General features: G+C 58.7%; 27 protein-coding genes. 13 read left to right on the forward strand and 14 right to left on the reverse strand.

The features are described from left to right. Positions 1 to 75: 75 nt before the first annotated feature. Together CKW14_RS13555 and CKW14_RS13560 are read left to right on the forward strand one after the other, a co-directional pair. Entirely contained in the window at positions 76 to 780 is a 705-nt protein-coding gene (locus CKW14_RS13555; protein WP_034153832.1) for a FadR/GntR family transcriptional regulator, read from the forward strand. Positions 781 to 799: 19 nt separating this feature from the next. Beyond that, positions 800 to 1,510 carry a GntR family transcriptional regulator gene (locus CKW14_RS13560; RefSeq protein WP_095048716.1) on the forward strand — a complete coding sequence of 237 codons (711 nt, stop codon included), beginning with the start codon at positions 800 to 802 and terminating at the stop codon, positions 1,508 to 1,510. A gap of 98 nt (positions 1,511 to 1,608) precedes the next feature. On the opposite strand, the gene yjiA is transcribed toward CKW14_RS13560, so the two are convergent. From yjiA to CKW14_RS13575, 3 genes are all read right to left on the reverse strand, one after another. After that, complete coding sequence (gene yjiA, locus CKW14_RS13565) at positions 1,609 to 2,580, reverse strand: GTPase (protein ID WP_095048717.1); 972 nt, start codon at positions 2,578 to 2,580, stop codon at positions 1,609 to 1,611. A gap of 159 nt (positions 2,581 to 2,739) precedes the next feature. After that, on the reverse strand, positions 2,740 to 2,937 hold the full coding sequence (locus CKW14_RS13570) for a YbdD/YjiX family protein (protein ID WP_003228401.1): 198 nt from the start codon (positions 2,935 to 2,937) through the stop codon (positions 2,740 to 2,742). Positions 2,938 to 2,952: 15 nt separating this feature from the next. Further along, the gene (locus CKW14_RS13575) at positions 2,953 to 5,019 is read right to left on the reverse strand and encodes a carbon starvation CstA family protein (protein ID WP_038361749.1); all 2,067 of its coding nucleotides are present in this window, start codon (positions 5,017 to 5,019) and stop codon (positions 2,953 to 2,955) included. Between the two features lie 159 nt (positions 5,020 to 5,178). On the opposite strand from CKW14_RS13575, the gene CKW14_RS13580 reads away from it, so the two are divergent. Then, positions 5,179 to 5,547, forward strand: coding sequence for a PilZ domain-containing protein (locus tag CKW14_RS13580; RefSeq protein WP_095048718.1), 369 nt, complete (start codon positions 5,179 to 5,181; stop codon positions 5,545 to 5,547). A gap of 127 nt (positions 5,548 to 5,674) precedes the next feature. On the opposite strand, the gene radA is transcribed toward CKW14_RS13580, so the two are convergent. From radA to katB, 3 genes are read right to left on the reverse strand one after another with little or no spacing between them, the layout of a single operon-like run. Next, complete coding sequence (gene radA / locus CKW14_RS13585; protein ID WP_007909773.1) at positions 5,675 to 7,042, reverse strand: DNA repair protein RadA; 1,368 nt, start codon at positions 7,040 to 7,042, stop codon at positions 5,675 to 5,677. A 45-nt stretch (positions 7,043 to 7,087) separates the two neighbouring features. Then, on the reverse strand, positions 7,088 to 7,633 hold the full coding sequence (locus tag CKW14_RS13590) for an ankyrin repeat domain-containing protein (RefSeq protein ID WP_095125463.1): 546 nt from the start codon (positions 7,631 to 7,633) through the stop codon (positions 7,088 to 7,090). 60 nt (positions 7,634 to 7,693) lie between these two features. Next, positions 7,694 to 9,235 (reverse strand): catalase KatB, encoded by a 1,542-nt coding sequence (gene katB / locus CKW14_RS13595; RefSeq protein WP_095048720.1) that lies wholly within the window; start codon positions 9,233 to 9,235, stop codon positions 7,694 to 7,696. A 285-nt stretch (positions 9,236 to 9,520) separates the two neighbouring features. On the opposite strand from katB, the gene mscL reads away from it, so the two are divergent. Continuing rightward, positions 9,521 to 9,934, forward strand: coding sequence for a large-conductance mechanosensitive channel protein MscL (gene mscL / locus CKW14_RS13600; protein WP_095048721.1), 414 nt, complete (start codon positions 9,521 to 9,523; stop codon positions 9,932 to 9,934). Positions 9,935 to 9,980: 46 nt separating this feature from the next. On the opposite strand, the gene CKW14_RS13605 is transcribed toward mscL, so the two are convergent. Continuing rightward, positions 9,981 to 10,757 (reverse strand): ferredoxin--NADP reductase, encoded by a 777-nt coding sequence (locus tag CKW14_RS13605; protein ID WP_095125464.1) that lies wholly within the window; start codon positions 10,755 to 10,757, stop codon positions 9,981 to 9,983. A gap of 325 nt (positions 10,758 to 11,082) precedes the next feature. On the opposite strand from CKW14_RS13605, the gene CKW14_RS13610 reads away from it, so the two are divergent. Both CKW14_RS13610 and CKW14_RS13615 read left to right on the forward strand, forming a co-directional pair. After that, on the forward strand, positions 11,083 to 11,796 hold the full coding sequence (locus CKW14_RS13610; RefSeq protein WP_095048723.1) for an autoinducer binding domain-containing protein: 714 nt from the start codon (positions 11,083 to 11,085) through the stop codon (positions 11,794 to 11,796). Between the two features lie 177 nt (positions 11,797 to 11,973). Continuing rightward, positions 11,974 to 13,098 (forward strand): class I SAM-dependent methyltransferase, encoded by a 1,125-nt coding sequence (locus CKW14_RS13615; protein WP_095125465.1) that lies wholly within the window; start codon positions 11,974 to 11,976, stop codon positions 13,096 to 13,098. A 73-nt stretch (positions 13,099 to 13,171) separates the two neighbouring features. On the opposite strand, the gene CKW14_RS13620 is transcribed toward CKW14_RS13615, so the two are convergent. From CKW14_RS13620 to CKW14_RS13630, 3 genes are all read right to left on the reverse strand, one after another. After that, positions 13,172 to 13,339: a DUF2474 domain-containing protein gene (locus CKW14_RS13620; protein WP_095048725.1), complete on the reverse strand. Its 168-nt coding sequence runs from the start codon at positions 13,337 to 13,339 to the stop codon at positions 13,172 to 13,174. A 79-nt stretch (positions 13,340 to 13,418) separates the two neighbouring features. After that, positions 13,419 to 14,426, reverse strand: a complete 1,008-nt coding sequence (gene cydB, locus CKW14_RS13625; RefSeq protein ID WP_007909749.1) for a cytochrome d ubiquinol oxidase subunit II — start codon at positions 14,424 to 14,426, stop codon at positions 13,419 to 13,421. 3 nt (positions 14,427 to 14,429) lie between these two features. After that, a complete protein-coding gene (locus tag CKW14_RS13630; RefSeq protein WP_095048726.1) occupies positions 14,430 to 15,872 on the reverse strand; it encodes a cytochrome ubiquinol oxidase subunit I in 1,443 nt (480 codons plus the stop codon). A 395-nt stretch (positions 15,873 to 16,267) separates the two neighbouring features. On the opposite strand from CKW14_RS13630, the gene CKW14_RS13635 reads away from it, so the two are divergent. The 3 genes from CKW14_RS13635 to CKW14_RS13645 all read left to right on the forward strand — a co-directional run bounded on the left by CKW14_RS13635 (position 16,268) and on the right by CKW14_RS13645 (position 18,165). Next, positions 16,268 to 17,506 (forward strand): MFS transporter, encoded by a 1,239-nt coding sequence (locus tag CKW14_RS13635; protein WP_095125466.1) that lies wholly within the window; start codon positions 16,268 to 16,270, stop codon positions 17,504 to 17,506. Between the two features lie 84 nt (positions 17,507 to 17,590). Further along, positions 17,591 to 17,920: a type II toxin-antitoxin system RelE/ParE family toxin gene (locus CKW14_RS13640; protein WP_095125467.1), complete on the forward strand. Its 330-nt coding sequence runs from the start codon at positions 17,591 to 17,593 to the stop codon at positions 17,918 to 17,920. Beyond that, positions 17,878 to 18,165: a HigA family addiction module antitoxin gene (locus tag CKW14_RS13645; RefSeq protein ID WP_095125468.1), complete on the forward strand. Its 288-nt coding sequence runs from the start codon at positions 17,878 to 17,880 to the stop codon at positions 18,163 to 18,165. Before CKW14_RS13640 ends, CKW14_RS13645 begins: the two co-directional genes overlap by 43 nt. A 12-nt stretch (positions 18,166 to 18,177) precedes the next feature. Here CKW14_RS13645 and CKW14_RS13650 read toward each other — a convergent pair whose 3' ends face one another. Next, positions 18,178 to 18,723 carry a DJ-1 family glyoxalase III gene (locus CKW14_RS13650; protein ID WP_095048729.1) on the reverse strand — a complete coding sequence of 182 codons (546 nt, stop codon included), beginning with the start codon at positions 18,721 to 18,723 and terminating at the stop codon, positions 18,178 to 18,180. 66 nt (positions 18,724 to 18,789) lie between these two features. Continuing rightward, positions 18,790 to 19,239: a DUF4879 domain-containing protein gene (locus CKW14_RS13655; RefSeq protein WP_095048730.1), complete on the reverse strand. Its 450-nt coding sequence runs from the start codon at positions 19,237 to 19,239 to the stop codon at positions 18,790 to 18,792. Positions 19,240 to 19,461: 222 nt separating this feature from the next. Between CKW14_RS13655 and CKW14_RS13660 the strand changes: the two genes are divergently transcribed. Together CKW14_RS13660 and trmA are read left to right on the forward strand one after the other, a co-directional pair. Next, positions 19,462 to 20,757, forward strand: coding sequence for an NCS2 family permease (locus tag CKW14_RS13660; protein WP_095048731.1), 1,296 nt, complete (start codon positions 19,462 to 19,464; stop codon positions 20,755 to 20,757). Continuing rightward, positions 20,754 to 21,833 (forward strand): tRNA (uridine(54)-C5)-methyltransferase TrmA, encoded by a 1,080-nt coding sequence (gene trmA, locus CKW14_RS13665; RefSeq protein WP_095125469.1) that lies wholly within the window; start codon positions 20,754 to 20,756, stop codon positions 21,831 to 21,833. The genes CKW14_RS13660 and trmA overlap by 4 nt, the downstream gene beginning before the upstream one ends. Positions 21,834 to 21,892: 59 nt before the next feature. Here the strand turns inward: trmA and CKW14_RS13670 are convergent, their stop codons facing one another. Both CKW14_RS13670 and CKW14_RS13675 read right to left on the reverse strand, forming a co-directional pair. Beyond that, positions 21,893 to 22,336 carry a DUF2442 domain-containing protein gene (locus CKW14_RS13670; RefSeq protein WP_095125470.1) on the reverse strand — a complete coding sequence of 148 codons (444 nt, stop codon included), beginning with the start codon at positions 22,334 to 22,336 and terminating at the stop codon, positions 21,893 to 21,895. Then, on the reverse strand, positions 22,333 to 22,761 hold the full coding sequence (locus CKW14_RS13675; RefSeq protein WP_095125471.1) for a DUF4160 domain-containing protein: 429 nt from the start codon (positions 22,759 to 22,761) through the stop codon (positions 22,333 to 22,335). Before CKW14_RS13675 ends, CKW14_RS13670 begins: the two co-directional genes overlap by 4 nt. 315 nt (positions 22,762 to 23,076) lie before the next feature. Between CKW14_RS13675 and aroQ the strand changes: the two genes are divergently transcribed. Further along, positions 23,077 to 23,517 carry a type II 3-dehydroquinate dehydratase gene (gene aroQ / locus CKW14_RS13680; RefSeq protein ID WP_008084592.1) on the forward strand — a complete coding sequence of 147 codons (441 nt, stop codon included), beginning with the start codon at positions 23,077 to 23,079 and terminating at the stop codon, positions 23,515 to 23,517. Between the two features lie 5 nt (positions 23,518 to 23,522). After that, on the forward strand, positions 23,523 to 24,377 hold the full coding sequence (locus tag CKW14_RS13685) for a shikimate dehydrogenase (RefSeq protein WP_095048735.1): 855 nt from the start codon (positions 23,523 to 23,525) through the stop codon (positions 24,375 to 24,377). The last annotated feature ends 64 nt before the right edge of the window (positions 24,378 to 24,441 follow it).

A 24,441-nucleotide genomic window follows, 5' to 3' on the forward strand; every position in this document is an offset into this window, starting at 1 on the left:
AGGAGCTGCCGCAGGCTGCGATCTTTTGATCTTGAGTTTGCGGCTATCTCCCCCCAGGCAAATGGAGCAAGACCCTTGATAACCACATCAACCGTCGTCAACTCAGTCGTAGAAAAACTCCGCGCCGCATTGGCCCGTGGCCAGTGGCGCTCCGGCGACATGCTGCCGGGTCAGCGCGAACTGGCCGAACAACTGGGCATCAGCCGCCCGAGCCTGCGCGAAGCGGTGATCGTTCTGGAAACCCTTGGCCTCGTACGCTCGATGCCAGGCAAAGGCGTAGTCGTACTCGACGCGCAACTCAGCGACAGCCAAAGCCATGACAGTGCAGTCGCCGGTGCCAGCCTCGAAGACGTGCTGCAACTGCGCTACACCCTTGAGCCGTTCATTGTCGGTCTGGTCGCACAATCGATCAGCAGCAAGGAAGTCGGCCAGTTGCGCCTGACCCTGATGGACATGCGCGAAGCCCTCGAGGCCGGCGACAGCGAGGCCGGGGTCAGCGCCTACATCGCCTTTCACGAAGAGCTGTTCACCCTGACCTCGAATCCGATCTTCCAGAGTGTGGTGCAGCAAACCAGCAACGCCCTCAAGCAAAGCGCCGAGGTGCTGCGTAATTCTCCGGAACATCTGGCCGAGCGACTGGAAGAAAACGAAGCGGTGGTCCGCGCGATCCGCAGCAAGAATAGCGCCCAGGCCAGCGCCGAAATGCGTCGGCACATTTTGCGCGAAGGCCAGCGGATGGGGATTGAGCTGAATATTCCCGAAGACAACTTGAGTCGCTGACCCCAACTGGAGACAGGCCATGAACAGTTTCGCTGCAGCGTCGCACACTCGCCAGACCACGTCGCCCCTGCCCTTCTCGTGCCTGCGCACACCGGCGGAGGATCTGTATCCGCGACTGTTCGATGCGATTCTGGAACAGCGCATCGATTCGGCCAGCCGTTTTACCGAGGACAGTTTGAAAGAGATGTTCGGCGCCAGTCGCGCCGACGTGCGCCGGGTGCTGACCCAACTGTCCCATGAGCACGTCATTGTCTTGCGCGCCAATCACCGGCCGCGGGTGGCGGCACCTGATCGGGAACAAACGCGGCAGGCCCTGCATGCGCGGCGACTGACCGAGAGCACGCTGGTGCGTCTGGCCTGTCAGCGTCCGCAGGCAGACGATTTGAAGCACCTTCGCACGCTGATCGAGCGCGAACGTCAAGCGGTCGAGCAGGATCGGCGGGGTGCGGCGATTCGCTTGTCCGGGGAGTTTCATCTTCAATTGGCGCAAATGGCGGGGAATGCACCGTTAGCGCATTTTCTTGGCAGTCTTGTGCCGCTTACATCATTGGCGATTGCGCGAAGTGTGGGCCAGACGCATAGCTGTTGCGCTTGGAAGGAGCATTTGGCGTTGGTGGAAGCAGTGGACCATCGGGATGTTTCCAAAGCAGCCATGCTGATGAATCAACATCTGGACAATCTTGAGCAGACGCTGCTGGGTTCAGACCTTGAGCATTGTGCTGTCGGTTAGATAGCTATCGCGAGCAGGCTCACTCCTACATTTGAAATGCGTTCCCCTGTAGGAGTGAGCCTGCTCGCGATGGCGTGATTACGGGCACCGAAAGCCCATCAGGCAGAAGCCACTCTGGCAAACCCCGCCCGAATCTTCTCTTCCGGCAAATCATCGGCAATAAACACAATCACACTTTCCCGCGCCTCACCCTCGGCCCATTCGGTATCCCAGTCAAAACCATAAAGCTTCAACACCCCCTGAAACACTAGGCGCCGATCCTCACCCGCGATGTTCAGCACGCCTTTGTAACGCAGCAATTGCTTGCCGTGTTCTTCCAGCAATTCATTCATGAACTCGCTGAGCTGATCGATATCCAGCGGCTGATCGGTGCGCAATACCAGACTGGAAATGCGATCAATCGACGGCGCCTTGCTCACCGGACGCAGGCTCAATCCGCCGCCGAGATCGGCGTTGAGGTTGAAGCCGCGCACATCAAGAAGTTCTGCCAGATCAATGGTGCCGTGCTCGACCACACGAATCGGCGCCCGGCGGTTGATCCGTGTCAGGCGCTCGCTCAGTGCATTGAACGTGGCTTCATCGACCAGATCGGTTTTGCTCACCAGCAAGCGGTCGGCAAAACCGATCTGCGCCTGGGCGATCGTCTGGCTCAGGTGTACGTCGGCGTGGGCGGCATCGACCAGGGTGATGATGCCGTCGAGCAGATAGCGCTCGCGCAGTTCTTCATCGATGAAAAAGGTTTGCGCCACCGGCGCCGGATCGGCCAGACCGGTGCACTCGATGACCAGACGATCGAACGCGATCTCACCGCTGTCCAGCCGTTCAAGCAGCAGGTACAGCGCTTTGGTCAGGTCAGTGTGAATGGTGCAGCACACACAGCCGTTGGCCAGGGTCATGACTTGCACCGGCTCATCACCCAGCAACTGAGTGTCGATACCGGCGTCGCTGAATTCGTTTTCGATCACGGCGATTTTCAGGCCGTGCTCGGCTTTGAGGATATGGCGCAGCAAGGTGGTCTTACCGGCGCCGAGGAAACCGCTGAGTACCGTGACCGGGATGGGAGAGGACAAAACTCGATCTCCTTCAAATGAATGAACAATACAAAAACAAATGTGGGAGCGAGCTTGCTCGCGAAAGCGGTGTGCCAGTCAAATTATTCATCAACTGACACTCCGTATTCGCGAGCAGGCTCGCTCCCACAGGGATTACCTCAACCTTGCGCTGTCAGCTCAACAGCACTTCGGCCCACCCTTGCCACCGTAACGGGCTTCCTGACGTTCGCGAAAGAACATCTCGTAGCTCATCACCGGCTTGTCCGGGTGCTTGGTTTGCATATGCTCGACGTAGGTGTCGTAGTCGGGCATGCCGACCATCAGGCGCGCGGCCTGACCGAGGTATTTACCGAGGCGACTCAGGTCATTGAACATGCTGCAATCCTCTGGTTACGCATCCGGCAGGGCCTGGAATGGCGATTCTTTATCCGTACGCTCTTTTTTGCCCCAAGCGGCGATGCCGACCTTGAGCGCATAGAACAGGATGCTGAAGACCACGAACAGGAACAGCGCGGTGAGCGTTGCGTTGGTGTAAGCGTTGAAGATCACGTGCTGCATCTGCTCGACGCTTTTTGCCGGTGCCAGCACCTGACCGTTGGCCAGCGCATCGCTGTATTTCTTGGCCAGCGACAGGAAGCCGATCGCCGGGTTGGCGTCGAACAGCTTGATGAAGCCCGCGGTCGTGGTGCAGATCAGCAGCCAGGTAGCCGGCAGCAGAGTGACCCAGATGTAGCGCTGGCGCTTCATTTTGATCAGGACCACGGTGCCGAGCATCAGCGCAATACCGGCCAGCATCTGGTTGGAGATACCGAACAGCGGCCACAAGGTGTTGATGCCGCCCAGTGGATCGATCACGCCTTGGTAGAGCAACCAGCCCCACATCGCCACACAACCGGCGGTGGCGATCAGGTTGGCGGTCCACGATTCGGTGCGCTTCAGCGCCGGAACGAAGGAACCGAGCAGGTCCTGCAGCATGAAGCGCCCGGCACGGGTGCCGGCGTCCACAGCCGTCAGGATGAACAGCGCTTCAAACAGGATCGCGAAGTGGTACCAGAACGCCATGGTGTTTTCACCCGGCAGGACACTGTGCAGGATCTGCGCGATACCGACCGCCAGGGTCGGCGCACCACCGGCACGGGCCAGGATGGTGGTTTCACCAATGTCATGCGCCACGGCTTGCAGCGCTTCCGGCGTGATCGCGAAGCCCCAGCTGGAAACCACTTGCGCAACCGAAGCGACGTCACTGCCGACCACAGCAGCCGGGCTGTTCATAGCGAAGTACACGCCAGGCTCGATCACCGACGCGGCAACCATGGCCATGATCGCCACGAACGACTCCATCAACATGCCGCCGTAGCCGATGTAGCGAGCGTTGGTTTCGTTATCCAGCAGCTTCGGCGTGGTGCCCGAAGAGATCAATGCGTGGAAGCCCGATACCGCACCGCAAGCGATGGTGATGAACAGGAACGGGAACAGACCGCCCTTCCACACCGGGCCAGTGCCATCGACGAACTGGGTCAGCGCCGGCATTTTCAGCTCGGGCATGGTCACCAGAATACCGATCGCCAGGGCGACGATGGTGCCGATTTTCAGGAACGTCGACAGGTAGTCGCGCGGTGCCAGAATCAGCCAAACCGGCAGCGATGCAGCGACGAAACCGTAACCGACCAGCATCCAGGTAATCTGCACGCCGGTGAAGGTGAACGCCTTGGCCCACACCGGATCAGCAGCAATCTGCCCACCGAGCCAGATCGACCCGAGCAGCAGCAACACGCCGACCACGGAGATTTCGCCGATGCGGCCCGGGCGGATGTAGCGCATGTAAATGCCCATGAACATCGCGATCGGGATGGTCGCCATTACGGTGAAGATGCCCCACGGGCTCTCGGCCAACGCTTTAACCACGATCAGCGCCAGCACCGCGAGGATGATGATCATGATCAGGAAGCAGCCGAACAAGGCGATGGTGCCGGGCACGCGGCCCATTTCTTCACGCACCATGTCGCCCAGGGAACGGCCGTTGCGCCGGGTCGACATGAACAGCACCATGAAGTCCTGCACCGCGCCCGCCAGCACCACGCCGGCAATCAGCCAGAGCGTGCCGGGCAAGTAGCCCATCTGCGCGGCCAGCACCGGGCCGACCAGAGGTCCGGCGCCCGCGATCGCGGCGAAGTGGTGACCGAAAAGAATGTGTTTGTTGGTCGGCACATAGTCCAGACCATCATTGTTGAGCACGGCGGGGGTGGCCCGACGCGGGTCCAGTTGCATCACGTTGTTGGCGATGAACAGACTGTAGTAACGGTACGCAACCAGATAAATGGCCACAGCGGCGACCACGATCCACAAGGCGTTGATCGCCTCGCCGCGGCGCAACGCCACTACGCCCAGGGCGCACGCTCCTACGATTGCCAGCACTAGCCAGGGTAAGTGGCGTAGCAGGCTATTATTATTTTTCATTTTATTATTCCAGCCAGGGTGGACAAGAAAGACAGCCACCCCGAGTTTAGCGCTTACGGCGACAAAGGCCATACCCCGACATTGGTCTAGACGCTTTAGCAATTGGCTGGCGCCCGCATTCGCGGTCTATAGTCAGCAAACCTTCGTGAGGATTGCGCCATGAGCGAACACCCAGCCAACCGTCGTCGCTTCAAACGTATTGCGTTCGATGCCAGAACCGAGCTGAGTCAGGGCGATTACATCTGGCCGGTCAAGCTGATCGACCTGTCGCTCAAAGGATTGCTGATCGAAAGGCCGGAGCCGTGGTTGGGGGATGCGGAGAAGGATTTTTTCGTCGACATTCACCTGAGCGATGACGTCGATATCGAGATGGATGTGCATCTGGCACACGAAGAAAATAACCAGTTGGGCTTTGTCTGCCGACATATAAGCCTGGAATCGATCCAGCGCTTGCGGCGCCTGATCGAGTTGAATCTGGCGGATGAGGCTGAACTGGAGCGCGAGCTGGGTGCCCTGATCGAAATCTAGAATCCACAATTGAACCCTGTGGGAGCTGGCTTGCCAGCGATAGCGATTTCAGACTCGACGAATATGTCGACGGACAGAACGCAATCGCTGGCAAGCCAGCTCCCACAGGTTATGCAGTGGGTTCAAGTTATTCGAAGAGCGCGTCAAGGGCCTGTTCGAGGCGGGTCACGGCGATGATCTGCAAACCCGGAGGCGATTCCTTCGGCGCATTGCCCTTGGGCACGATCGCGCGCTTGAAGCCATGCTTGGCCGCTTCCTTCAACCGCTCCTGACCGCTCGGCACCGGACGCACTTCACCAGACAGCCCGACCTCGCCGAACACCAGCAGATCATGCGGCAACGGCCGGTTGCGCAAGCTCGACATGACCGCCGCCATCAACGCCAGATCCGATGCTGTCTCCAACACCTTTACCCCACCGACCACGTTAAGGAACACGTCCTGATCATGGGTCGGAATCCCGCCATGGCGATGCAAAACTGCGAGCAACATCGCCAAACGGTTCTGATCCAGCCCCAACGTCACCCGACGCGGATTGGCCAGATGGCTGTCATCAACCAGCGCCTGCACTTCCACCAGCATCGGTCGAGTGCCCTCCCACGTCGCCATGACCACACTGCCGGGGACTTCTTCCTGCGCACGGGTGAGAAAAATCGCCGAAGGGTTGGAGACTTCTTTCAACCCCTTGTCGGTCATGCCGAACACACCGAGTTCGTTGACCGCACCGAAACGGTTTTTCACCGCACGCAGCAAACGCAAACGGCCATCGGACTCGCCTTCGAAATACAGCACGGTATCAACCATGTGTTCGAGAACTCGGGGACCCGCGAGCGCGCCTTCCTTGGTGACGTGGCCGACGAGGAAAATCGCCGTGCCGCTCTGTTTTGCATAACGCACCAGCAGCGCCGCGCTCTCACGTACCTGGGAAACACCGCCGGGGGCAGATTGCAGCTGTTCGGTGAAGATTGTCTGGATCGAGTCGATCACCATCACCTTGGGCTTTTCCTGTCGGGCGGTGGCGATGATGGTTTCGATGCAGGTTTCGGTCATTACCCGCAGTTGATCCTGCGGTAAGCCGAGGCGCCGGGCACGCATGGCCACTTGCTGTTGGGATTCTTCGCCGGTGACGTAGAGAGCCGGCATGCTTTTGGCCAGGTTGCACAGGGTCTGCAACAGGATGGTCGATTTACCGATACCCGGATCACCGCCGATCAGCACCACCGAGCCGTCGACCAGACCGCCACCGAGGACCCGGTCCAGCTCACCGGAGGCGGTGGAAAAGCGCGGAATTTCTTCGATGCTGACTTCGGCCAAGGTCTTGATCTGCGCCTGCTGCCCGGCCCAGCCGGTGCGGCCGGTCGGTGCCGTGGCGCCGCCGCTTTCGATCATGGTCTCGGTCAGGGTGTTCCAAGCACCGCATTCACCGCACTGCCCGGCCCACTTGGGAAAGGTTGCGCCGCACTCGGTGCAACCGTACATGCGCTTGGCCTTGGCCATCAGAACCCCCGACAAAAACCGCGATGATAACGCACGTACCGCCGATCAGCGCGGCGCCGCACTACGGATTTCGCCACTGGCCAGACGCGCGGCGCTATTACCCAACGGATCTTCGGCATTCAGGTCCGCGCCCTTGGCCTTCAGCGCATCGAGCAATTCCAGACGCTTGAACAATCCGGCGTACATGGCTGCCGTCTGCCCGGCGCCATTGCGCTGATCGGGGCTGCAATCGGTGGCCATCAAGCGTCGGGCGATCTGTACTTCACCTTTGAAAATCGCCCCCATCAGCGCGGTGTTGCCACGTTGATCCTGGGCACAGGCATCGGCGCCGGCTGCAAGTAAACGCTCCACGGCCGGAGCCTGACCGTGATAGGCCGCCAGAATCAGCGCGGTGTAACCCTTGCTGTCGCGGGTGTCGAGGGAATACCCGGACTCGATGAACGTGTCGATCATCGGCACATCACCGCGTCGGGCCGCATCGAAGTAATAGTCGCGCAGTTGGGCCTGGATTGCCTCGGGACTCTGCTCGACCGGTGCCGCCCATGCCGCGAACGACAGGCAACCGGCCAAGAGTAAAAGACAGCTTCGCATCAGCATTCTCCTTTAAACGAAACGGGGCCTGACTCAGGCCCCGCGTGCGCTACATCGGTATCAGTCGACCAGTTTCGCTGCCAGCGCCTTGACCCGGCTCAGGTCGCCTTTGGCCACTTCAGTGACGCCAGTGCCGTATTCCGGATCGGCCTTATAAAGGAAGGACAGGATGATGTGCTTGCTCTCATCATCGGTGGTTGCCAGCGAGCCGCCGAAGCTGTCGATCAGGTCCCGGCGTTCTTGCTTGCTGAACGAGCGATACAGATCGCCGGCCTGCTTGAAGTTCTGCTCACGCTGAATTTTCGCCTGCTGGGTGCTGCCCGATAGCGCCGATTGGCTGTAACGCGCGCCTGGCGTCTCGTCACGGGGCTGCAGTCGGCTTGGCTGATAGTTCACACCACTGTTGCTGGCGCCGAAGTTCATCGCGCCATCCTGGTTGCCATTGTTCACGGCAACTTTCGGCGCATTGATCGGCAATTGCAGGGCATTGGCACCCAGGCGATACATTTGCGTATCGGCATAAGAGAACACTCGGCCTTGTAACAAACGGTCTTCGGAAGGTTCGATACCTGGAACTACATTGGCTGGCGCCATGGCCACTTGTTCGGTTTCCTGGAAGACATTCGCCGGATTACGGTTCAACACCATTTGTCCAACTTTTCGCTCAGGAATACCTGGCCAGATCTTGGTGGCGTCTAATGGATCAAAATCAAACTTGGACAAGTCTTGTGGTTTCAGCACTTGAATGTACAAGTCCCATTTTGGGAAGTTACCTTTATTAATGTTGCTCACCAGATCATTGGTCATATGACTGTAGTCTTGACCCTGGACGTTCGCGACTTGTTTTGGCGTGAGGTTATTAAGTCCCTGCAAGCTCTTCCAGTGAAACTTGACGTAGTGGACTTCACCCTTGGCGTTAATCAACTTGTAAGCATGAACACCATTACCGTCCATTTCTCGATAACTGGCCGGCGTTCCCGAGTTCGAATACAACTCGGTCAGGGTACGGGTGGCTTCCGGTACATGAGAGAAGAAGTCGAATCGGCGAGAATCGTCATCTAGGTTAGTCCGCGGATCCGGTTTGAACGCGTGCACCATGTCGGGAAACTTGATCGCGTCGCGGATGAAAAAGGTCGGAAAGTTATTGCCGACCAGGTCCCAGTTGCCGTCAGCCGTGTAAAACTTGGTGGCGAAACCTCGTGGATCACGCAGGGTTTCCGGCGAGTGATTGCCGTGCACCACCGCGGAGAAGCGCACGAATACCGGCGTGCTCTGGCCAGTGGCGAACACCTTGGCCTTGCTCAGGTCACTGAGATCGTTGGTCACGGTGAAGGTGCCATGGGCGCCGGTACCACGGGCGTGAACCACACGCTCGGGAATGCGTTCACGGTCAAAGCGCTGCAGTTTCTGAATCAACTGCACATCCTGCAGCAGCACCGGGCCATTGGCACCGGCGGTCTGCGAGTTCTGATTGTCGCCGACCGCTGCACCGTTATCGCGGGTCAGGGGCGCGGCGTTTACGGAGAAGGTCAAAAGGCTGGCGGTGAGTACGCCGAGGGTGCGACGACGGGGAAAAGCCCCCAGTCCAAGTGCGGAGTTCATATCAGGATCCTCTGGTTTTTTTGGGCGCATCCAGGTGCGCCAACCCAAGGCTAGAGGCCTGCGGCGTCGAACATAAATAGAAAGAACATAACGCCACGATTGAGAAAATTGGCTTTTCGATCAGCGAGTTACAGTATATTTCGCGCGCGATTGCTGGCACTTTGCAAACTAATCGTCGATTGATGTGTCGATAAAAACGGGCATTGTAAGAAGGTGTTTCGCGCAGGACGCGTTTTGCTGATTTACACTGCGTACACCAAACTCATCTGTAACAAGGAAATAACTATGGGCGTGCTAAGCGAGTTCAAGGCCTTCGCGGTCAAAGGCAATGTGGTCGACATGGCCGTCGGTATCATCATCGGTGCTGCCTTCGGCAAGATTGTTTCGTCGTTTGTCGGTGACGTCATCATGCCGCCAATCGGCCTGTTGATCGGTGGGGTCGACTTCAGTGATCTGGCCGTCACGCTCAAGGCCGCCGAAGGCAATGCGCCTGCAGTGGTGCTGGCCTACGGCAAATTCCTGCAGACCGTTCTGGACTTCGTGATCGTCGCGTTCGCCATTTTCATGGGTGTCAAAGCGATCAACCGCCTCAAGCGCGAAGAGGCCGTGGCCCCTACCCTGCCACCGGTTCCGACCAAGGAAGAAGAGTTGCTGGGCGAGATCCGCGACTTGCTCAAGGCCCAGAACACCCGGCCCTGAATGCAGTGCACGATAGAAACAACGGCGCCTTCGAGGCGCCGTTTGTTTACCAGTAATTCTCCACAGCCACCTGACCGGGCCGGCGGGTCAGGCTGAGGCTCATGTGGCGTTTTTTCAGCAGCGCGCGCGTGTCATCGATCATCTGTGGATTGCCGCACAGCATGACACGCGAGTGCTCCGCCGACAGCTCCACACCCGCGGCGCGCTCCAGTTCACCATTTTCAATCAGGGTAGTGATGCGCCCGTGCAATGCGTCAGGATGCGCTTCACGCGTCACCGTCGTGATGAACTGCAATTTGTGCGCATGTTCGCTGAGGTATTCACGCTGCGTGAGTCCGGCAATCAACGCCTGATAGGCCAACTCCCGCGCCTCGCGCACGCTGTACACCAGAATGATTCGCTCGAATTTTTCCCAGACTTCGAAGTCCTGCAAAATCGACAGAAACGGCGCCACCCCGGTGCCTGTGGATAACAGCCATAGATCGCGCCCATCGACGAAACGGTCCAGTGTCAGGTAGCCGAAAGCCTGGCGATCTACCAGCAAGGTGTCGCCGACCTGCAGCCGACTCAGCTCACTGGTGAACTCCCCGCCCGGCACGACGATGGAAAAGAACTCGAGAAACTCGTCAAAAGGCGACGACACCATCGAATAGGCACGCCACACGATGCTGCCATCGGCTTTGGTCACACCGAGCCTGGCGAACTGCCCGGCGCGGAAACGGAACCCTGCATCCCGGCTGGTACGCAAGGTAAACAGGCTTGGGGTCAAGGGTTGAACATCAAGCAACGTCTGCGTGGTGTATTTCTCGGCACTGGCGGTCATGGGGCACTCCATTGAACGATTGCTGCCAGTGTCGCGCATATTGGTCGCCTTAAACACCGACGATGAGTAATGGCATTCAGCCACTCTTCACCTAAATGAATAGCAACTGAACTCATCAAATAAAATTAAATGTAAAACTGAAATTTAGGATGACGACCTGAATACTAAACCCGTCATTCGCTAAGAACCTTTTATAAAAACATTCCCACCATCAATATCGAAAAAATTTAATGCCCCTTGTATGAAACGTCCTACACTCCGTTGCGTGCCGGATCTTTTGGATCCATTTGCACCCCCCCCCCGTAATACCAATGGAGATTCTGTAATGGAAACGTGGAAGGAGTCGCAGTTAAAGCAACTGACTTTCGCCAGGGATATAGACGCTGCTTATACGATTCTGTTGAGATTCGCCGAAAACCTGGGCTTTAACTTTTGTGCCATTTCGGTTACTTCACCCAATCGGGAACTACGTCTTGATCCCTTGCAAATCAACAACTACCCCAAAGAATGGAACGCACAATATGATCAGAAACATTACAGTAAAATCGACCCACTGATAGCACACTGTAATCACTCAATGATGCCCATCGTCTGGAGCGAATCGGTATTCGCAGAAAAGCCTCAGCTTTGGCAGGGTTTGCAGCAATATGGACTGCAATATGGCTGGTCACAGTCGTTCCACCATGAGCAAAGCGGTTTGTGCAGCATTATCAGCCTGGCGCGCAAGCATTGCCCCATCAGTCCTCTGGAGTTGTATGAACATTTTGGTTATATGTTCTTCGCCACCAGTCACCTGAGTGAACTGTTCGCCCGGACGCTGCCGCCCCAATCTCTCAAGCCCCGCCAACCGCACCTGTCGCCCCGCGAACTGGAGGTTCTGCAATTATCAGCCGGCGGCAAGACCGCTTATGAGATTTCGAAAATCCTCAGCCTGAGCGAACGCACCGTGAACTACCACGTGCAGAACGTCATCGAGAAACTCAACGTCTGCAACAAGATTTCCGCTGTCATCGCGGCCGCCAGAGCCGGCATCATCTAATCAAGCAGTCTTGCGTCCCCTATAAAACGTGCAGGTAATAACCAAGAAAAAAACGTACCATTCTCGACCCTCCTGAGTGATGACGTGAACGTTCGGCGTTGCAGTACACTCGGTCGGTGCCGCAGCACAATGTCAGGGCTGTGGAACACCCCGTTGATTACCCTGAGTTCCCGCCCCATGCCTTTGCTTGATACGCCCTTTGCCCAACTCGACCTGATCCGCCAGCCCGAACAGCAGAACGAACCGCTGCAAGCCTTCGATGCCGCTGACGAGTACCTGCTTAACCATTTGGCGGCGCAGCAACCGGCGGCGGACACGCACGTGTTGGTGCTCAACGACAGCTTCGGTGCGTTGGCTGCCAGTTTGTCAGGCAAGGTCAGGGTCAGTAGCAGCGGTGACTCATTCCTCGGTTTCCAGGGGCTGGAAAAAAACCTGCTGCGCAATGGTCAGGCATTCGACACTGTTCGCGGGATCCCCGCGAGCGAGCCATTGGTCGGACCGTTTGATCGGGTGCTGATCCGCGTGCCGAAAACCCTTGCACTGCTGGAAGAACAACTGATCCGCTTGCAGGGGCAACTCGCGCCCGGCGCTGAAGTCGTCGCAGCGGCCATGGTCAAACACCTGCCACGCGCCGCCGGTGATCTGCTTGAACGCTACATTGGTCCGGTGCAAGCCTCACTGGCGGTGAAAAAGGCTCGCTTGTTGATCGCCACGCCTGAAGCAAAACCCCCGGCCGTCTCGCCCTACCCGTCACGCTATCGCCTCGACGAGCCACCGATCGAGTTGCTCAACCACGCCAACGTGTTCTGTCGCGAAGGCCTGGACATCGGCACGCGTGCGTTCCTGCCGCACCTACCGAAAAACCTGGGCAGCGCCCGAGTCGCCGATCTGGGCTGTGGCAACGGTGTACTGGCAATCGCGAGTGCCCTGCAAAACCCTGATGCGCACTACACGCTGGTCGACGAGTCGTTCATGGCGGTGCAATCGGCTACGGAAAACTGGCGTGCAGCGCTGGGCGATCGCGAAGTGATCGTGCGAGCCGGCGACGGTCTGGCCGGACAGGAAGCGCAGTCGCTGGATGTGGTGCTGTGCAATCCGCCGTTTCATCAGCAGCAGGTGGTGGGCGATTTCCTCGCCTGGCGCATGTTCCAGCAGGCGCGTGAAGCGTTGGTGGTGGGTGGCGCGCTGTACATCGTCGGCAACCGTCATCTGGGTTACCACAGCAAACTGGCGCGGCTGTTCCGCGGCGTCGAGCAAGTGGCCGCCACACCGAAATTCGTCATTCTTAAAGCGCGCAAGTAAACCTCAAGGCAAAAAAAACCCTCCGTGAGGAGGGTTGCAAAGCCGTACCCGAAGGCGCCGGGACGGGGATGATTCAGTGCGTGGTCAGGCCAGCCGCGTTCATGAACAGGCGCATCAGGCTGGCGGCGATAAACAGCACGCCGACGCTACCGACCCAGATCAAGGCCAACCAGCCGAGCCGCTGCCACAGCGGTTTTTTTTCGGCTTCTTCAATGTCGTGCAGGGAATGTTTGCCGGTCATTGTTTCGATCCTCATCAGTCAGATCGATGGCGCCGTTGCCGACGCCATCGCGAGCAGGCTCGCTGCCAAAGGGTTTCGCTTAGTGATAACCGTCCTCATGGGTGACCTTGCCGCGGAACACGTAGTAGCTCCAGAAGGTGTAACCCAGGATGAACGGAATGATGAACAGCGTACCCACCAGCATGAAGCCCTGACTTTGCGGCGGTGCGGCGGCGTCCCAGATCGAGATCGACGGCGGCACGATATTCGGCCACAGGCTGATGCCCAGACCGCTGTAGCCGAGGAAGATCAGTACCAGGGTCAGCAGGAACGGCATGTAGTTGGCATTGCGCGCCACGGCGCGGATCAGGCCGTACATTGTCACCAACACCAGAATCGGCACCGGCATGAACCAGAACAGGTTCGGCATGCTGAACCAGCGGGTGGCAATATCCGGATGAGCCAGCGGCGTCCAGATACTGACAATACCGATCACGGCCAGCAGTACGAAAGCCAATGGCCGTGCCAAGTCATGCATCTGTTCCTGGAGCTTGCCTTCGGTTTTCATGATCAGCCAGGTACAGCCGAGCAAGGCATAGGCCACCACCAGCGCGGCGCCGCAGAACATTGTGAACGGCGTCAGCCAGTCCAGTGAACCGCCGGCGAACTGCCGATTGACCACCGGCAAGCCGTCGATGAACGCGCCCAGCGCCACGCCCTGGAAGAACGTCGCCGCCACCGAGCCACCGATAAACGCCTTGTCCCACAGATGGCGCTTGTCGTCCTTGGCCTTGAAACGGAACTCGAACGCCACACCACGGAAGATCAAACCGATCAACATAAAGATCAGCGGCAGGTACAGCGCCGACAACACTACCGAATAGGCCAGCGGGAACGCGCCGAACAACGCCGCGCCGCCCAGTACCAGCCAGGTTTCGTTGCCGTCCCAGACCGGGGCGACGGTGTTCATCATCACGTCACGGTCGACTTTGCCCGGGATGAACGGGAAAAGAATCCCGATACCCAGATCGAAGCCGTCCATGACCACGTACATCATGATGCCGAAGATGATGATCACGGCCCAGATCAGCGGAAGATCAATACCCATGGCTCAAATCTCCTTGGTCAGGCTGGGGGTGTCGTGATCGGCATCGGCCGAATCGTCGGCGGCGGACAAAGGACGCGCCGGCGTACGCTGCTTGCCTGGACCACCGTCCGGCGTCTCGGCGCCTTCGCTGATCTTCGGCCCCTTGCGCACCAGGCGCATCATGTAGCCGAGACCTGCGCCGAACAGGGCGAAATACACCACCACAAACATGATCAGGGTGATGCTCATCTGCATGAAGCTGTGGTTTGAAGACGCATCCGCCGTGCGCATCAGCCCGTAGACCACCCACGGCTGACGGCCGATTTCGGTGGTGAACCAGCCAGCGAGAATCGCGATCAGGCCGGAAGGCCCCATCCACAAGGCCAGATAGAGGAACGGCCGTGAGGTGTAGAGCGTGTCGCGCTTACGCAGCCACAGGCTCCACAGACCGGTGAAGATCATCAGGAAACCAAGGCCGACCATGATCCGGAACGACCAGAACACGATGGTCGAATTCGGCCGGTCTTCCGGCGGGAATTCCTTGAGCGCCGGGACCTGTTTGTCCAGCGAGTGAGTGAGGATCAGACTGCCGAGGTACGGGATCTCCACGGCGAATTTGGTTTTCTCTTCTTTCATGTCCGGCCAGCCGAACAGGATCAGCGGCGTCGCTTCGTCGCCTTTGTTTTCCCAGTGACCTTCGATCGCGGCGATTTTCGCCGGCTGATGTTCGAGGGTGTTGAGGCCATGGAAGTCGCCGATGACTGCCTGGATCGGCGCGACGATCAGCGCCATCCACATCGCCATCGACAGCATCGTGCGGATCGCCGGGTTGTCCTTGCCGCGCAGCAAGTGCCAGGCCGCCGAAGAGCCGACGAAGAACGCCGTGGCGACAAACGCAGCCGTGGCCATGTGCATCAGGCGATACGGGAACGATGGGTTGAAGATGATCGCCAGCCAATCGGTGGGGATTACCTGACCGTTGACGATCTCGAAGCCCTGCGGAGTTTGCATCCAGCTATTGGACGCGAGAATCCAGAACGTCGAAATCAGCGTGCCGATGGCCACCATGACCGTGGAAAAGAAGTGCAGCCCACGTCCGACCTTATTCCAGCCAAACAGCATCACCCCGAGGAAACCGGCCTCAAGGAAGAATGCCGTGAGCACTTCATAGGTCAGCAACGGCCCGGTGACGGCGCCGGCGAAGTCCGAGAAGCGACTCCAGTTGGTGCCGAACTGGTAGGCCATGACGAGCCCCGAGACCACGCCCATGCCGAAGTTGACGGCAAAGATCTTCGACCAGAAATGGTAGAGATCACGGTAGGTGTCATTACGGGTTTTTAGCCACAAGCCTTCGAGCACCGCGAGGTAACTCGCCAGGCCGATGGTGATGGCCGGGAACAGGATGTGGAACGAGATGGTGAACGCGAACTGAATTCGGGCGAGATCGAGTGCCTCTAAACCGAACATAAGTCTTCCTCTGTCAGGTAATACCGGCGTCCGGGCTTGTGGCCCCTGCGCCTACTGCCCCCACGGATATGGAGTGCGGCGAATTCTGATTCGTTCTTTTTAAACAACCATCGCAACGCAGGGAGTCTGGTCAACGCGCCACCAGAGCATCGCCCAGGAGGGTCTTGATCTGGATCAAGCAACGTTGAAAGAGTAGTCCCATTTCCGACGAAGAACTGCGTGGTCGTTTGCCGCGTGACAAGTTGCCTCATCGGCGCGGCGATGCTCTGCAATGGATTTCTTGCGGCGAGCTTGAGGAAATCGATGTCTGCCTAACTAAATTTTTTGTCATAGCAACTTCCTGTTACAGACTGGTGATAACCTCGCGATTCCCCTCGAGCCAGACCTGCCTTCAGATGCCCAGCCAAGCGCCCCTGCTGTTACGTCACCATCGTCCGTTTCTCGCTTTCTGGTTCGCGCGGATCTTCACCGCCAGCGGCTTTCAGATGCTCACTGTGGCAATTGGCTGGAACCTCTACCAATTGACCGGCAACGTCCTCGATCTGGGTCTGGTCGGCCTGGTCGAATTCGCCCCGCGTGTGCTGTTCATGTTGCACACCGGGCATGTCGCCGACCGCTATGACCGACGCAAAGTCGCGGCGATCTGTCAGTCGTTGCAGGCATTGATCGCCCTGGCGCTGGCCATCGGCAGCGCCACCGATCACGTCACCCGCGAGATGATCTTCATCCTCGCCTTCCTGCTCGGCGCGGCGCGTTCGTTCGAGATGCCGACCACCCAGGCACTGCTGCCGAGTATTGTGCCCAGCGCACTGTTCCCACGGGCGGTGGCAGCGGCACAATCGGCGCAACAGTCGGCAACCATCGTCGCCCCGGCGCTGGGCGGCTTGCTCTACGCGTTCGGCAGCGTCTGGGTGTATGGCCCGACCGTGCTGCTGTATGTCATTGCCTGCACCTTGATGCTCAACCTGCCCGCGCGGCAAACACCACTGAACAAAGGCAAAGCCACGCTGGATTCGTTGCTGGCGGGGATTCGCTTCATTCGCAGCCGCCCGGACATTCTCGGGGCGATTTCGCTGGATTTGTTTGCGGTACTCCTCGGCGGCGCCACGGCGTTGTTGCCGGTATTCGCCAAGGACATCCTGCTGACCGGGCCATGGGGCCTCGGCCTGCTACGTTCGGCACCGGCGGTCGGCGCACTGGGGATGTCGCTGTTCCTCGCCCGATTTGCCGTAGAACGCAACGTTGGCCGGATAATGTTCACGGCGGTCGGCGTATTCGGCGTTGCCACCATCGCCTTCGGCCTGTCGACCTCGTTCTGGTTCTCGCTGGCGGTGCTGGTGGTACTCGGCGCGGCGGACATGATCAGCATGGTCATCCGCGCCTCTTTCGTACAATTGGAAACCCCCGACGAAATGCGCGGCCGGGTCAGCGCGGTGAACGGGCTGTTTATCGGCGCTTCCAATCAGTTGGGCGAATTCGAATCCGGCGTCACCGCCCACTGGTTCGGCACCGTGCCGGCGGTGGTGATGGGCGGGATCGGTACGCTGGTGGTGACGGGGACATGGATCAAGTTGTTTCCGACGCTGGCGAACCGGGACCGGATGCATGTGCCGGTGGAAGAGGTGAAGGTCTGACAACCTCCAAAACACAAAATAACTGAAAAGGTGCGGTACATAGTTACCGCACCGAGTGTAATGTATCGCCTTACACTCGAGCCCATGATCAAATCCTTTCAGCACAAAGGCCTTCGAGGCTTCTATGAAACAGGTTCGACTCGCGGGATTCGTGCCGACCACGCAAAACGGCTGTCGCGCATGCTGCAGTTCATGGATCGCGCTACGCTTCCCGCAGATCTGGACCTTGCGGGTTGGCGCCTGCATCGATTGAAAGGTGAACTGACGGAGTACTGGTCGCTGAGCGTTTCAGGCAACTGGCGAGTGATCTTTCGTTTTGTCGGTTCGGATATCGAACTGGTCGATTATCTGGACTACCAAGAGGCAGATTCATGCCCATGCACAAACCGCCACACCCCGGCGAAACACTGCTGATGGATGTTTTGCCCGAGCTTGGCATCAGCGTGACCGAATTGGCCCGACACTTAGGCTTCGCGCGCCCACATCTTTCCCGTGTATTACACGGACATGCGCCAATCAGTCCGGATCTGGCTGTGCGTCTTGAGCGTGCCGGCATTGGCAAGGCGCGTGTGTGGCTAGGCGTACAAACCGACTACGATCTGTGGCAAGCGGAGCATCGGGAGCAACCGGTTATCGAACTGATCGCTGCCCACGCCTGACACCTCCAGCCACTACAACTCCCCCGCCACTTTCACCCGCAAGGCCTTGCCGCCGAGTTGCTCGACCAGCGTCAAGGCAAACTCCAGCGCAGCGCTGGAACCTTGCGCGGTGATGCAATTGCCGTCGACCACCACCGGTTGATCAACAAACGTACAGCCCGAGAGTTGATGGCTGGCGCTGGGCAAACAGGTCATGCGTCGTTGACGCAGCACTCCAAAGGTTTGCAGGGCGACGGCCGGGGATTCGGCGATGGCGGCGAACAGGCGTCCGGCGCTGGCTTGATCCTTGAGCAGTTGTTGCAGCGGTTGATGTGCGGCCAGATGTTGTGAACCGACAACACCGCCGGGCAGTACGATCAGGTCGAAGGTTTGCGCCAGCACATCGACCAGCATGCCATCGGCGGTCAGGCGTGTACCACGCGCGCAGGTCAGCATGCGTCGTCCTTCAATACTGGCGGCGACCACTTCGATGCCGGCGCGGCGCAGCACGTCGATCAGGGTCACGCTTTGCAGATCATCGATGCCCTCGGCGAGGGTAATCAGGGCTCTAAAGGTCATGGGCGCTATCCGCTGGGTGATACTTTAAGCGTAGTCAGCTTCACCCGGATCGCGCTGCAACAGCCGTTACTTGATGTAAAGCTGGGTCGACATCGTATTGCGTGGCGCGTTGATCGAGGTGTTGCTGAAGGTGAAGGTACCTTCCTGTTTGCCCGCCAGATCGAAGGTATAAAGAGAACCGACGGTGCTACGGCCCGGACTGCACTCGGTCAGGTTGCCATTATCAAAGGCACATACCGGCGCTCGGGTGCCGTTCACTTCGAAACCATCCAGCGTGGCATGCGGCTGGCTCTGGCCGTATCCGACTTCCAGTACATAGACTTTGATGCTCGGCCCGTTGTGATTGCATTGGGTCTGTGTCTGCCCATCACCAATGTCTTCCAGGCCACAGGCCGGCGATTGCACCTTGATCACTTTCACTTGGGTCAACGGCTCCGCCGAGGCCGCCAACGCTAACGGCGTCACGGCCATCAGTGCTGCAATCAAACCCGAACCCTTCATCCAGCACCTGCTCATGCGCTTCCCGTCCCGAAAAAATCAGCGCGCAGTATGGCGCAGTTGGCTTCAAGGCAAAACTTCGCCGACGATCGACACCAACAACCGCCATATTCCTCACGCTGCTGGTATGATGCGCGGCTTTTTCCGGCCCACCACAATTTTCCAGGCGCTTGCGATGGTCTGTGCTTTGCTGTTGAGGTCGATACATTCACGGCGCCACGCGCGCCACGGGGAGCAGACATGCTGGAAAGGCTGTTTCAACTCAAGGCACACAACACCAACGTGCGCACCGAGATTCTGGCGGGCATCACGACTTTCTTGGCCATGGCCTACATTCTGTTCGTCAATCCGAGCATTCTCGGCGAGACCGGCATGGACAAGGGTGCGGTGTTTGTCGCCACCTGTCTGGCGGCTGCGATCGGTTCGACGATCATGGGCCTGATCGCCAACTACCCGATCGCCCTTGCGCCGGGCATGGGTCTGAACGCCTTCTTCACCTACACCGTCGTCCTGCACATGGGCCACACCTGGCAAGTGGCGCTGGGTGCGGTGTTCATCTCGGCCGTGTGCTTCTTCCTGTTGTCGATCTTCCGTATCCGTGAATGGATCATCAACAGCATCCCGCTGCCACTGCGCTCGGCGATTGCTGCCGGTATCGGCCTGTTCCTGGCACTGATCGCCCTGCACAACGCTGGCATCGTGGTCAGCAACCCGGCGACCATGGTCGGCCTCGGTGACTTGAAAGCCCCGGCACCGATCCTCGCCACCCTCGGCTTTGCCCTGATCGTTGCCCTCGAAGCGCTGAAAGTGCGCGGTGCAGTACTGATCGGCATTCTGGCAGTGACCATCATTTCCATCGCCATGGGCGTCACCCCGTTCAACGGCGTGACCTCGATGCCACCTTCGCTGGCGCCGACCTTCATGCAACTGGACATCAAAGGCGCACTGGACATCGGTCTGGTCAGCGTGATTTTCGCGTTCCTGTTCGTCGACCTCTTCGACAACTCCGGCACCCTGATCGGCGTCGCCAAGCGCGCCGGCCTGATGGGCAAGGACGGCCACATGCCGAAAATGGGCCGCGCACTGATCGCCGACAGCACCGCGGCCATGGCCGGTTCGTTGCTGGGTACGTCGACCACCACCAGTTACATCGAATCTGCTGCCGGCGTGAGTGCGGGCGGGCGTACCGGTCTCACCGCCATCGTCGTGGCGATTCTGTTCCTGCTGGCACTGTTCTTCTCGCCACTGGCGGCCAGCGTTCCGGCCTTCGCCACCGCGCCGGCACTGCTGTTCGTCGCCGTATTGATGACTTCCGGTCTGGCGGAAATAGACTGGGACGACATCACCGTCGCCGCGCCGGTCGTGGTGACAGCGCTAGCCATGCCGTTCACTTACTCGATCGCCAACGGCATCGCGTTCGGCTTCATCGCCTGGACCGTGATCAAGTTGCTGTCGGGCCGCGCTCGTGAGCTGAACCCGGCGCTGGTGATTCTGTCGATTCTGTTTGTGATCAAGTTGGGTTGGTTCAACGCATGACATTCGATTCCCAGGCTTACGCCGAGCAACTTGAAGCCAAGGTCACGCGTTTGCGTGATCTGCTGGCGCCGTTCGATGCCCCCGAGCCGACCGTGTTCGACTCGCCGCTGCAGAACTTCCGTCTGCGCGCCGAATTCCGCCTGTGGCGCGAGGGCGGCGAGCGGCATTACGCGATGTTCTCGCAGGACGACAAACGCACGCCGATCCTGATCGAAGCGTTCCCGATTGCCAGCCTGCGCATCAACCAGTTGATGCCGCAATTAAAGGCTGCCTGGCAGGTCAGTTCGGCGCTGAGCCACAAGCTGTTTCAAGTGGAGTTTCTGACCACACTGTCTGGCGATGCGATGATCACCCTGTGCTATCACCGCCCGCTGGACGAACACTGGCATACAGCGGCGACGAAGTTGGCGGCGGATCTCGGCGTCAGCATTATTGGTCGCTCGAAGGGTAAACGCGAAGTGCTTGGCCTCGATTACGTGGTCGAGAAACTCGACGTCGGCGGTCGCACCTTCAGCTATCGCCAGCCGGAAGGCGCGTTCACCCAGCCGAACGGCACGGTGAACCAGAAGATGCTCAACTGGGCGTACGAAGCACTCGGTGACCGCACTGACGACTTGCTGGAGCTGTATTGCGGTAACGGCAACTTCACCCTGCCGCTCGCGACTCGCGTGCGCAAAGTGCTGGCTACCGAAATCAGCAAAACCTCGGTCAACGCGGCATTGAGCAACCTCAGCGAAAACGCTGTGGATAACGTCACTCTGGTGCGTTTGTCTGCCGAAGAACTGACCGAAGCGCTCAACGAAGTGCGCCCGTTCCGTCGCCTGCAAGGCATCAACCTGAAGAGCTACGAGTTCGGCAGCGTCTTCGTCGACCCGCCGCGCGCCGGCATGGACCCGGACACCTGCGAGCTGACCCGACGTTTCGACAACATCCTGTACATCTCCTGCAACCCGGAAACCCTGGCGGCCAACATCGCCCAGTTGCACGACACGCACCGTATTACCCAGTGCGCGTTGTTTGACCAGTTCCCGTGGACGCATCACATGGAATCGGGTGTGTTGCTGACCCGGCGTTGATTACGGGACAGCAGATACGAAAAAGCCGTCGTGATTGACGGCTTTTTTGTGGGCGCTCACTAAGCGGGATCGACCTTACGCGGACGCCCGCCCTTTTTGCCATTCGCCCGCGCGGCTGCAGACTTTGCCGCGCTGCTCTGACGGCCGTTGCGCGAAGCAACGGCAGAAGCGGCCATGGCCAATAGTGATGGGCTCGCCGAAATCATCCCAGAAATGGAAACGTCGAGGTCTTTACCCTCGTGACAAAGCGCAGTGCCCGCGAAGCCGACTGTCAGGCTTTCATAGTCCGCTGCGTTGAATCCGTCGAACTCTGGATAACGATCCACCGGTAGCAACACACCGCTGCCGTCTTCAAAACGGATGATCAGGGATGGTTTCTCAAAGGTTACGGAGACAGCCTGCAAGCTATTCGTCCGGCGTGCTTGCCCTTGCTCGATGGCGACGTCGATCATCTCCTCCGTGAGGGGACGACGTGCGGATGGCTTGGCTTTGATGACCTTCATAAATCGATTTCCACTCCTTCCAATGCGTCTATCAATGTCAGAAGAGTTTTGCCCTCGTCTGGCAGATAACGCGCCGATCCCACTCTGTATGTCGTGTCAGTGACGAGTTTCATCCCCAACACTTCGTTTGAATGGCTGTCCCACAATTGATTGTCGAGACAGACAGTTTGCAATTTCGACCACCAGATCCCGCGTGCTCGTCGCAGATGAGCAGGCTGCTCAAGGGATCGACACAAGCCTTCCACCACGGCCAAGGGTGGTCGACGAGAAAGCGGCACGACGTCCCAAAGCTCAATATCGTTGTGCCAGAAACTGAACTGTAATCGGGCACTCCAACTGCCCGCATTCACGTGAACGTGTGGTGGGCAATGTTCATCTCGCAGCATGATGACAATCGACAATCCTTTGTAGCTGCACACCTTCATGCTAACCCATCCGTTAGGTTAAAAAGTTTCAGGATTTGAGATTCCTTTCAAATCCGACGACTGGTGATCAAGCACATGACGTTTCACCGCTTTTGAGGCTAGCGTCGGAACGGGTCATGAGTCGGTCAATCTCCGGTAAAAAACGTAAGCAAAGCTGTCGTCATATCTCGATCAATATTGCTTCTGTGCGATCACCGAACATAAAACGCCACGTCCATTTTTGTTCAATTGACCATGGTAACCATCTAGTACATTTTATCTCCACAGGCTGAAATCCTCGGCCAAAGCCAAAAACAATAAGTGGAGTTACCCCTCATGCCCCCTATCGTTCTGGTGCTCAATGGCCCGAACCTGAACCTGCTCGGCACTCGTGAGCCGGCGACTTACGGTCACGAAACCCTTGCGGACATCTCGGCTCTGTGCGGTCGCGCTGCCGAAGAATTCGGCCTGGCCGTGGAGTTTCGCCAGACCAATCACGAAGGCGAACTGCTCGACTGGATTCACGCTGCCCGTGGCCGTTGCGCCGGGATCGTGATCAATCCGGCCGCGTGGACGCACACTTCGGTGGCGATTCGCGATGCGCTGGTGGCCAGTGAATTACCGGTGATCGAAGTGCACCTGTCCAACGTCCACGCCCGCGAGCCGTTCCGTCATCACTCGTTTGTCTCGGCGATTGCCACAGCGGTAATGGCCGGTTTTGGCAGTCACGGCTATCGACTGGCACTGGAACATTTCAGCCAGCGGCTGAAGGGGTAACTCGCATGTCTCGCTCTAACGTGATACTCGCCGGGCTGATCGGCGCCGGCATTCAGGCCTCGCGCACACCCGCGCTGCATGAGCACGAGGGTGATGCCCAAGGCCTGCGTTATCTGTACCGACTGATCGATCTCGATCAACTGAAAATGGACAGCACCGCCCTGCCCGACCTGCTGCTGGCGGCCGAGCGGATGAACTACACCGGATTGAACATCACCTTCCCGTGCAAGCAGGCGATCATCCCGCTGCTCGATGAGTTGTCGCCGGAAGCCGAAGGCATCGGCGCGGTGAACACGGTGGTACTGAAGGACGGCAAGCGTGTTGGCCATAACACCGACTGTCTCGGTTTCGCTGAGGGCTTTCGCCGGGGGCTGAAGGACGCTGCCCGCGAGCGCGTAGTCCAGATGGGCGCCGGTGGCGCAGGCGCAGCAGTGGCCCACGCATTGTTGAGCGAAGGCGTACGGCAACTGAGCATTTTCGATGTCGACCGTGAGCGCGCCGAGAGTCTGGCGAACAATCTCAATCAGCATTTCGGCTCGGGTCGCGCCGTGGCCGGGCAAGATCTACCGAGTACGCTGAATCAGGCCGACGGGCTGGTGAATACCACGCCAATGGGCATGGCCAAACTACCGGGCATGCCGGTGCCGGTCGAGTTGCTGCGCAAGGAATTGTGGGTGGCGGAGATTGTGTATTTCCCGCTGGAAACCGAACTGCTGCGCAACGCCCGCGCGCTGGGTTGTCGGACGCTGGATGGGGGCAACATGGCGGTGTTTCAGGCGGTGAAGGCGTTTGAATTGTTTAGCGGCGTGGTGCCGGATGCGCAGCGGATGCTCGCGCATTTTCAAAGCATGAATGGCTGAATTCTTTCCCCCTGTGGGAGCGAGCCCGCTCGCGAAGGCGTACGGCCAGCCAATACATCTGTTG

Origin of the sequence: Pseudomonas sp. Irchel s3a12 (assembly GCF_900187485.1) — a bacterium.
In the GTDB taxonomy this organism is placed as follows: domain Bacteria; phylum Pseudomonadota; class Gammaproteobacteria; order Pseudomonadales; family Pseudomonadaceae; genus Aquipseudomonas; species Aquipseudomonas neuropathica.

Excerpts from the sequence above, each read along its gene's own strand:
- CKW14_RS13560 (WP_095048716.1), top strand. The coding sequence starts at position 800 with ATGAACAGTTTCGCTGCAGCGTCGCACACTCGCCAGACCACGTCGCCC.
- CKW14_RS13570 (WP_003228401.1), bottom strand. The coding sequence starts at position 2,937 with ATGTTCAATGACCTGAGTCGCCTCGGTAAATACCTCGGTCAGGCCGCG.
- CKW14_RS13575 (WP_038361749.1), bottom strand. The coding sequence starts at position 5,019 with ATGAAAAATAATAATAGCCTGCTACGCCACTTACCCTGGCTAGTGCTG.
- CKW14_RS13580 (WP_095048718.1), top strand. The coding sequence starts at position 5,179 with ATGAGCGAACACCCAGCCAACCGTCGTCGCTTCAAACGTATTGCGTTC.
- radA (WP_007909773.1), bottom strand. The coding sequence starts at position 7,042 with ATGGCCAAGGCCAAGCGCATGTACGGTTGCACCGAGTGCGGCGCAACC.
- CKW14_RS13590 (WP_095125463.1), bottom strand. The coding sequence starts at position 7,633 with ATGCGAAGCTGTCTTTTACTCTTGGCCGGTTGCCTGTCGTTCGCGGCA.
- katB (WP_095048720.1), bottom strand. The coding sequence starts at position 9,235 with ATGAACTCCGCACTTGGACTGGGGGCTTTTCCCCGTCGTCGCACCCTC.
- mscL (WP_095048721.1), top strand. The coding sequence starts at position 9,521 with ATGGGCGTGCTAAGCGAGTTCAAGGCCTTCGCGGTCAAAGGCAATGTG.
- CKW14_RS13605 (WP_095125464.1), bottom strand. The coding sequence starts at position 10,757 with ATGACCGCCAGTGCCGAGAAATACACCACGCAGACGTTGCTTGATGTT.
- CKW14_RS13610 (WP_095048723.1), top strand. The coding sequence starts at position 11,083 with ATGGAAACGTGGAAGGAGTCGCAGTTAAAGCAACTGACTTTCGCCAGG.
- CKW14_RS13615 (WP_095125465.1), top strand. The coding sequence starts at position 11,974 with ATGCCTTTGCTTGATACGCCCTTTGCCCAACTCGACCTGATCCGCCAG.
- CKW14_RS13620 (WP_095048725.1), bottom strand. The coding sequence starts at position 13,339 with ATGACCGGCAAACATTCCCTGCACGACATTGAAGAAGCCGAAAAAAAA.
- cydB (WP_007909749.1), bottom strand. The coding sequence starts at position 14,426 with ATGGGTATTGATCTTCCGCTGATCTGGGCCGTGATCATCATCTTCGGC.
- CKW14_RS13630 (WP_095048726.1), bottom strand. The coding sequence starts at position 15,872 with ATGTTCGGTTTAGAGGCACTCGATCTCGCCCGAATTCAGTTCGCGTTC.
- CKW14_RS13635 (WP_095125466.1), top strand. The coding sequence starts at position 16,268 with ATGCCCAGCCAAGCGCCCCTGCTGTTACGTCACCATCGTCCGTTTCTC.
- CKW14_RS13640 (WP_095125467.1), top strand. The coding sequence starts at position 17,591 with ATGATCAAATCCTTTCAGCACAAAGGCCTTCGAGGCTTCTATGAAACA.
- CKW14_RS13645 (WP_095125468.1), top strand. The coding sequence starts at position 17,878 with ATGCCCATGCACAAACCGCCACACCCCGGCGAAACACTGCTGATGGAT.
- CKW14_RS13650 (WP_095048729.1), bottom strand. The coding sequence starts at position 18,723 with ATGACCTTTAGAGCCCTGATTACCCTCGCCGAGGGCATCGATGATCTG.
- CKW14_RS13655 (WP_095048730.1), bottom strand. The coding sequence starts at position 19,239 with ATGAGCAGGTGCTGGATGAAGGGTTCGGGTTTGATTGCAGCACTGATG.
- CKW14_RS13660 (WP_095048731.1), top strand. The coding sequence starts at position 19,462 with ATGCTGGAAAGGCTGTTTCAACTCAAGGCACACAACACCAACGTGCGC.
- trmA (WP_095125469.1), top strand. The coding sequence starts at position 20,754 with ATGACATTCGATTCCCAGGCTTACGCCGAGCAACTTGAAGCCAAGGTC.
- CKW14_RS13670 (WP_095125470.1), bottom strand. The coding sequence starts at position 22,336 with ATGAAGGTCATCAAAGCCAAGCCATCCGCACGTCGTCCCCTCACGGAG.
- CKW14_RS13675 (WP_095125471.1), bottom strand. The coding sequence starts at position 22,761 with ATGAAGGTGTGCAGCTACAAAGGATTGTCGATTGTCATCATGCTGCGA.
- aroQ (WP_008084592.1), top strand. The coding sequence starts at position 23,077 with ATGCCCCCTATCGTTCTGGTGCTCAATGGCCCGAACCTGAACCTGCTC.
- CKW14_RS13685 (WP_095048735.1), top strand. The coding sequence starts at position 23,523 with ATGTCTCGCTCTAACGTGATACTCGCCGGGCTGATCGGCGCCGGCATT.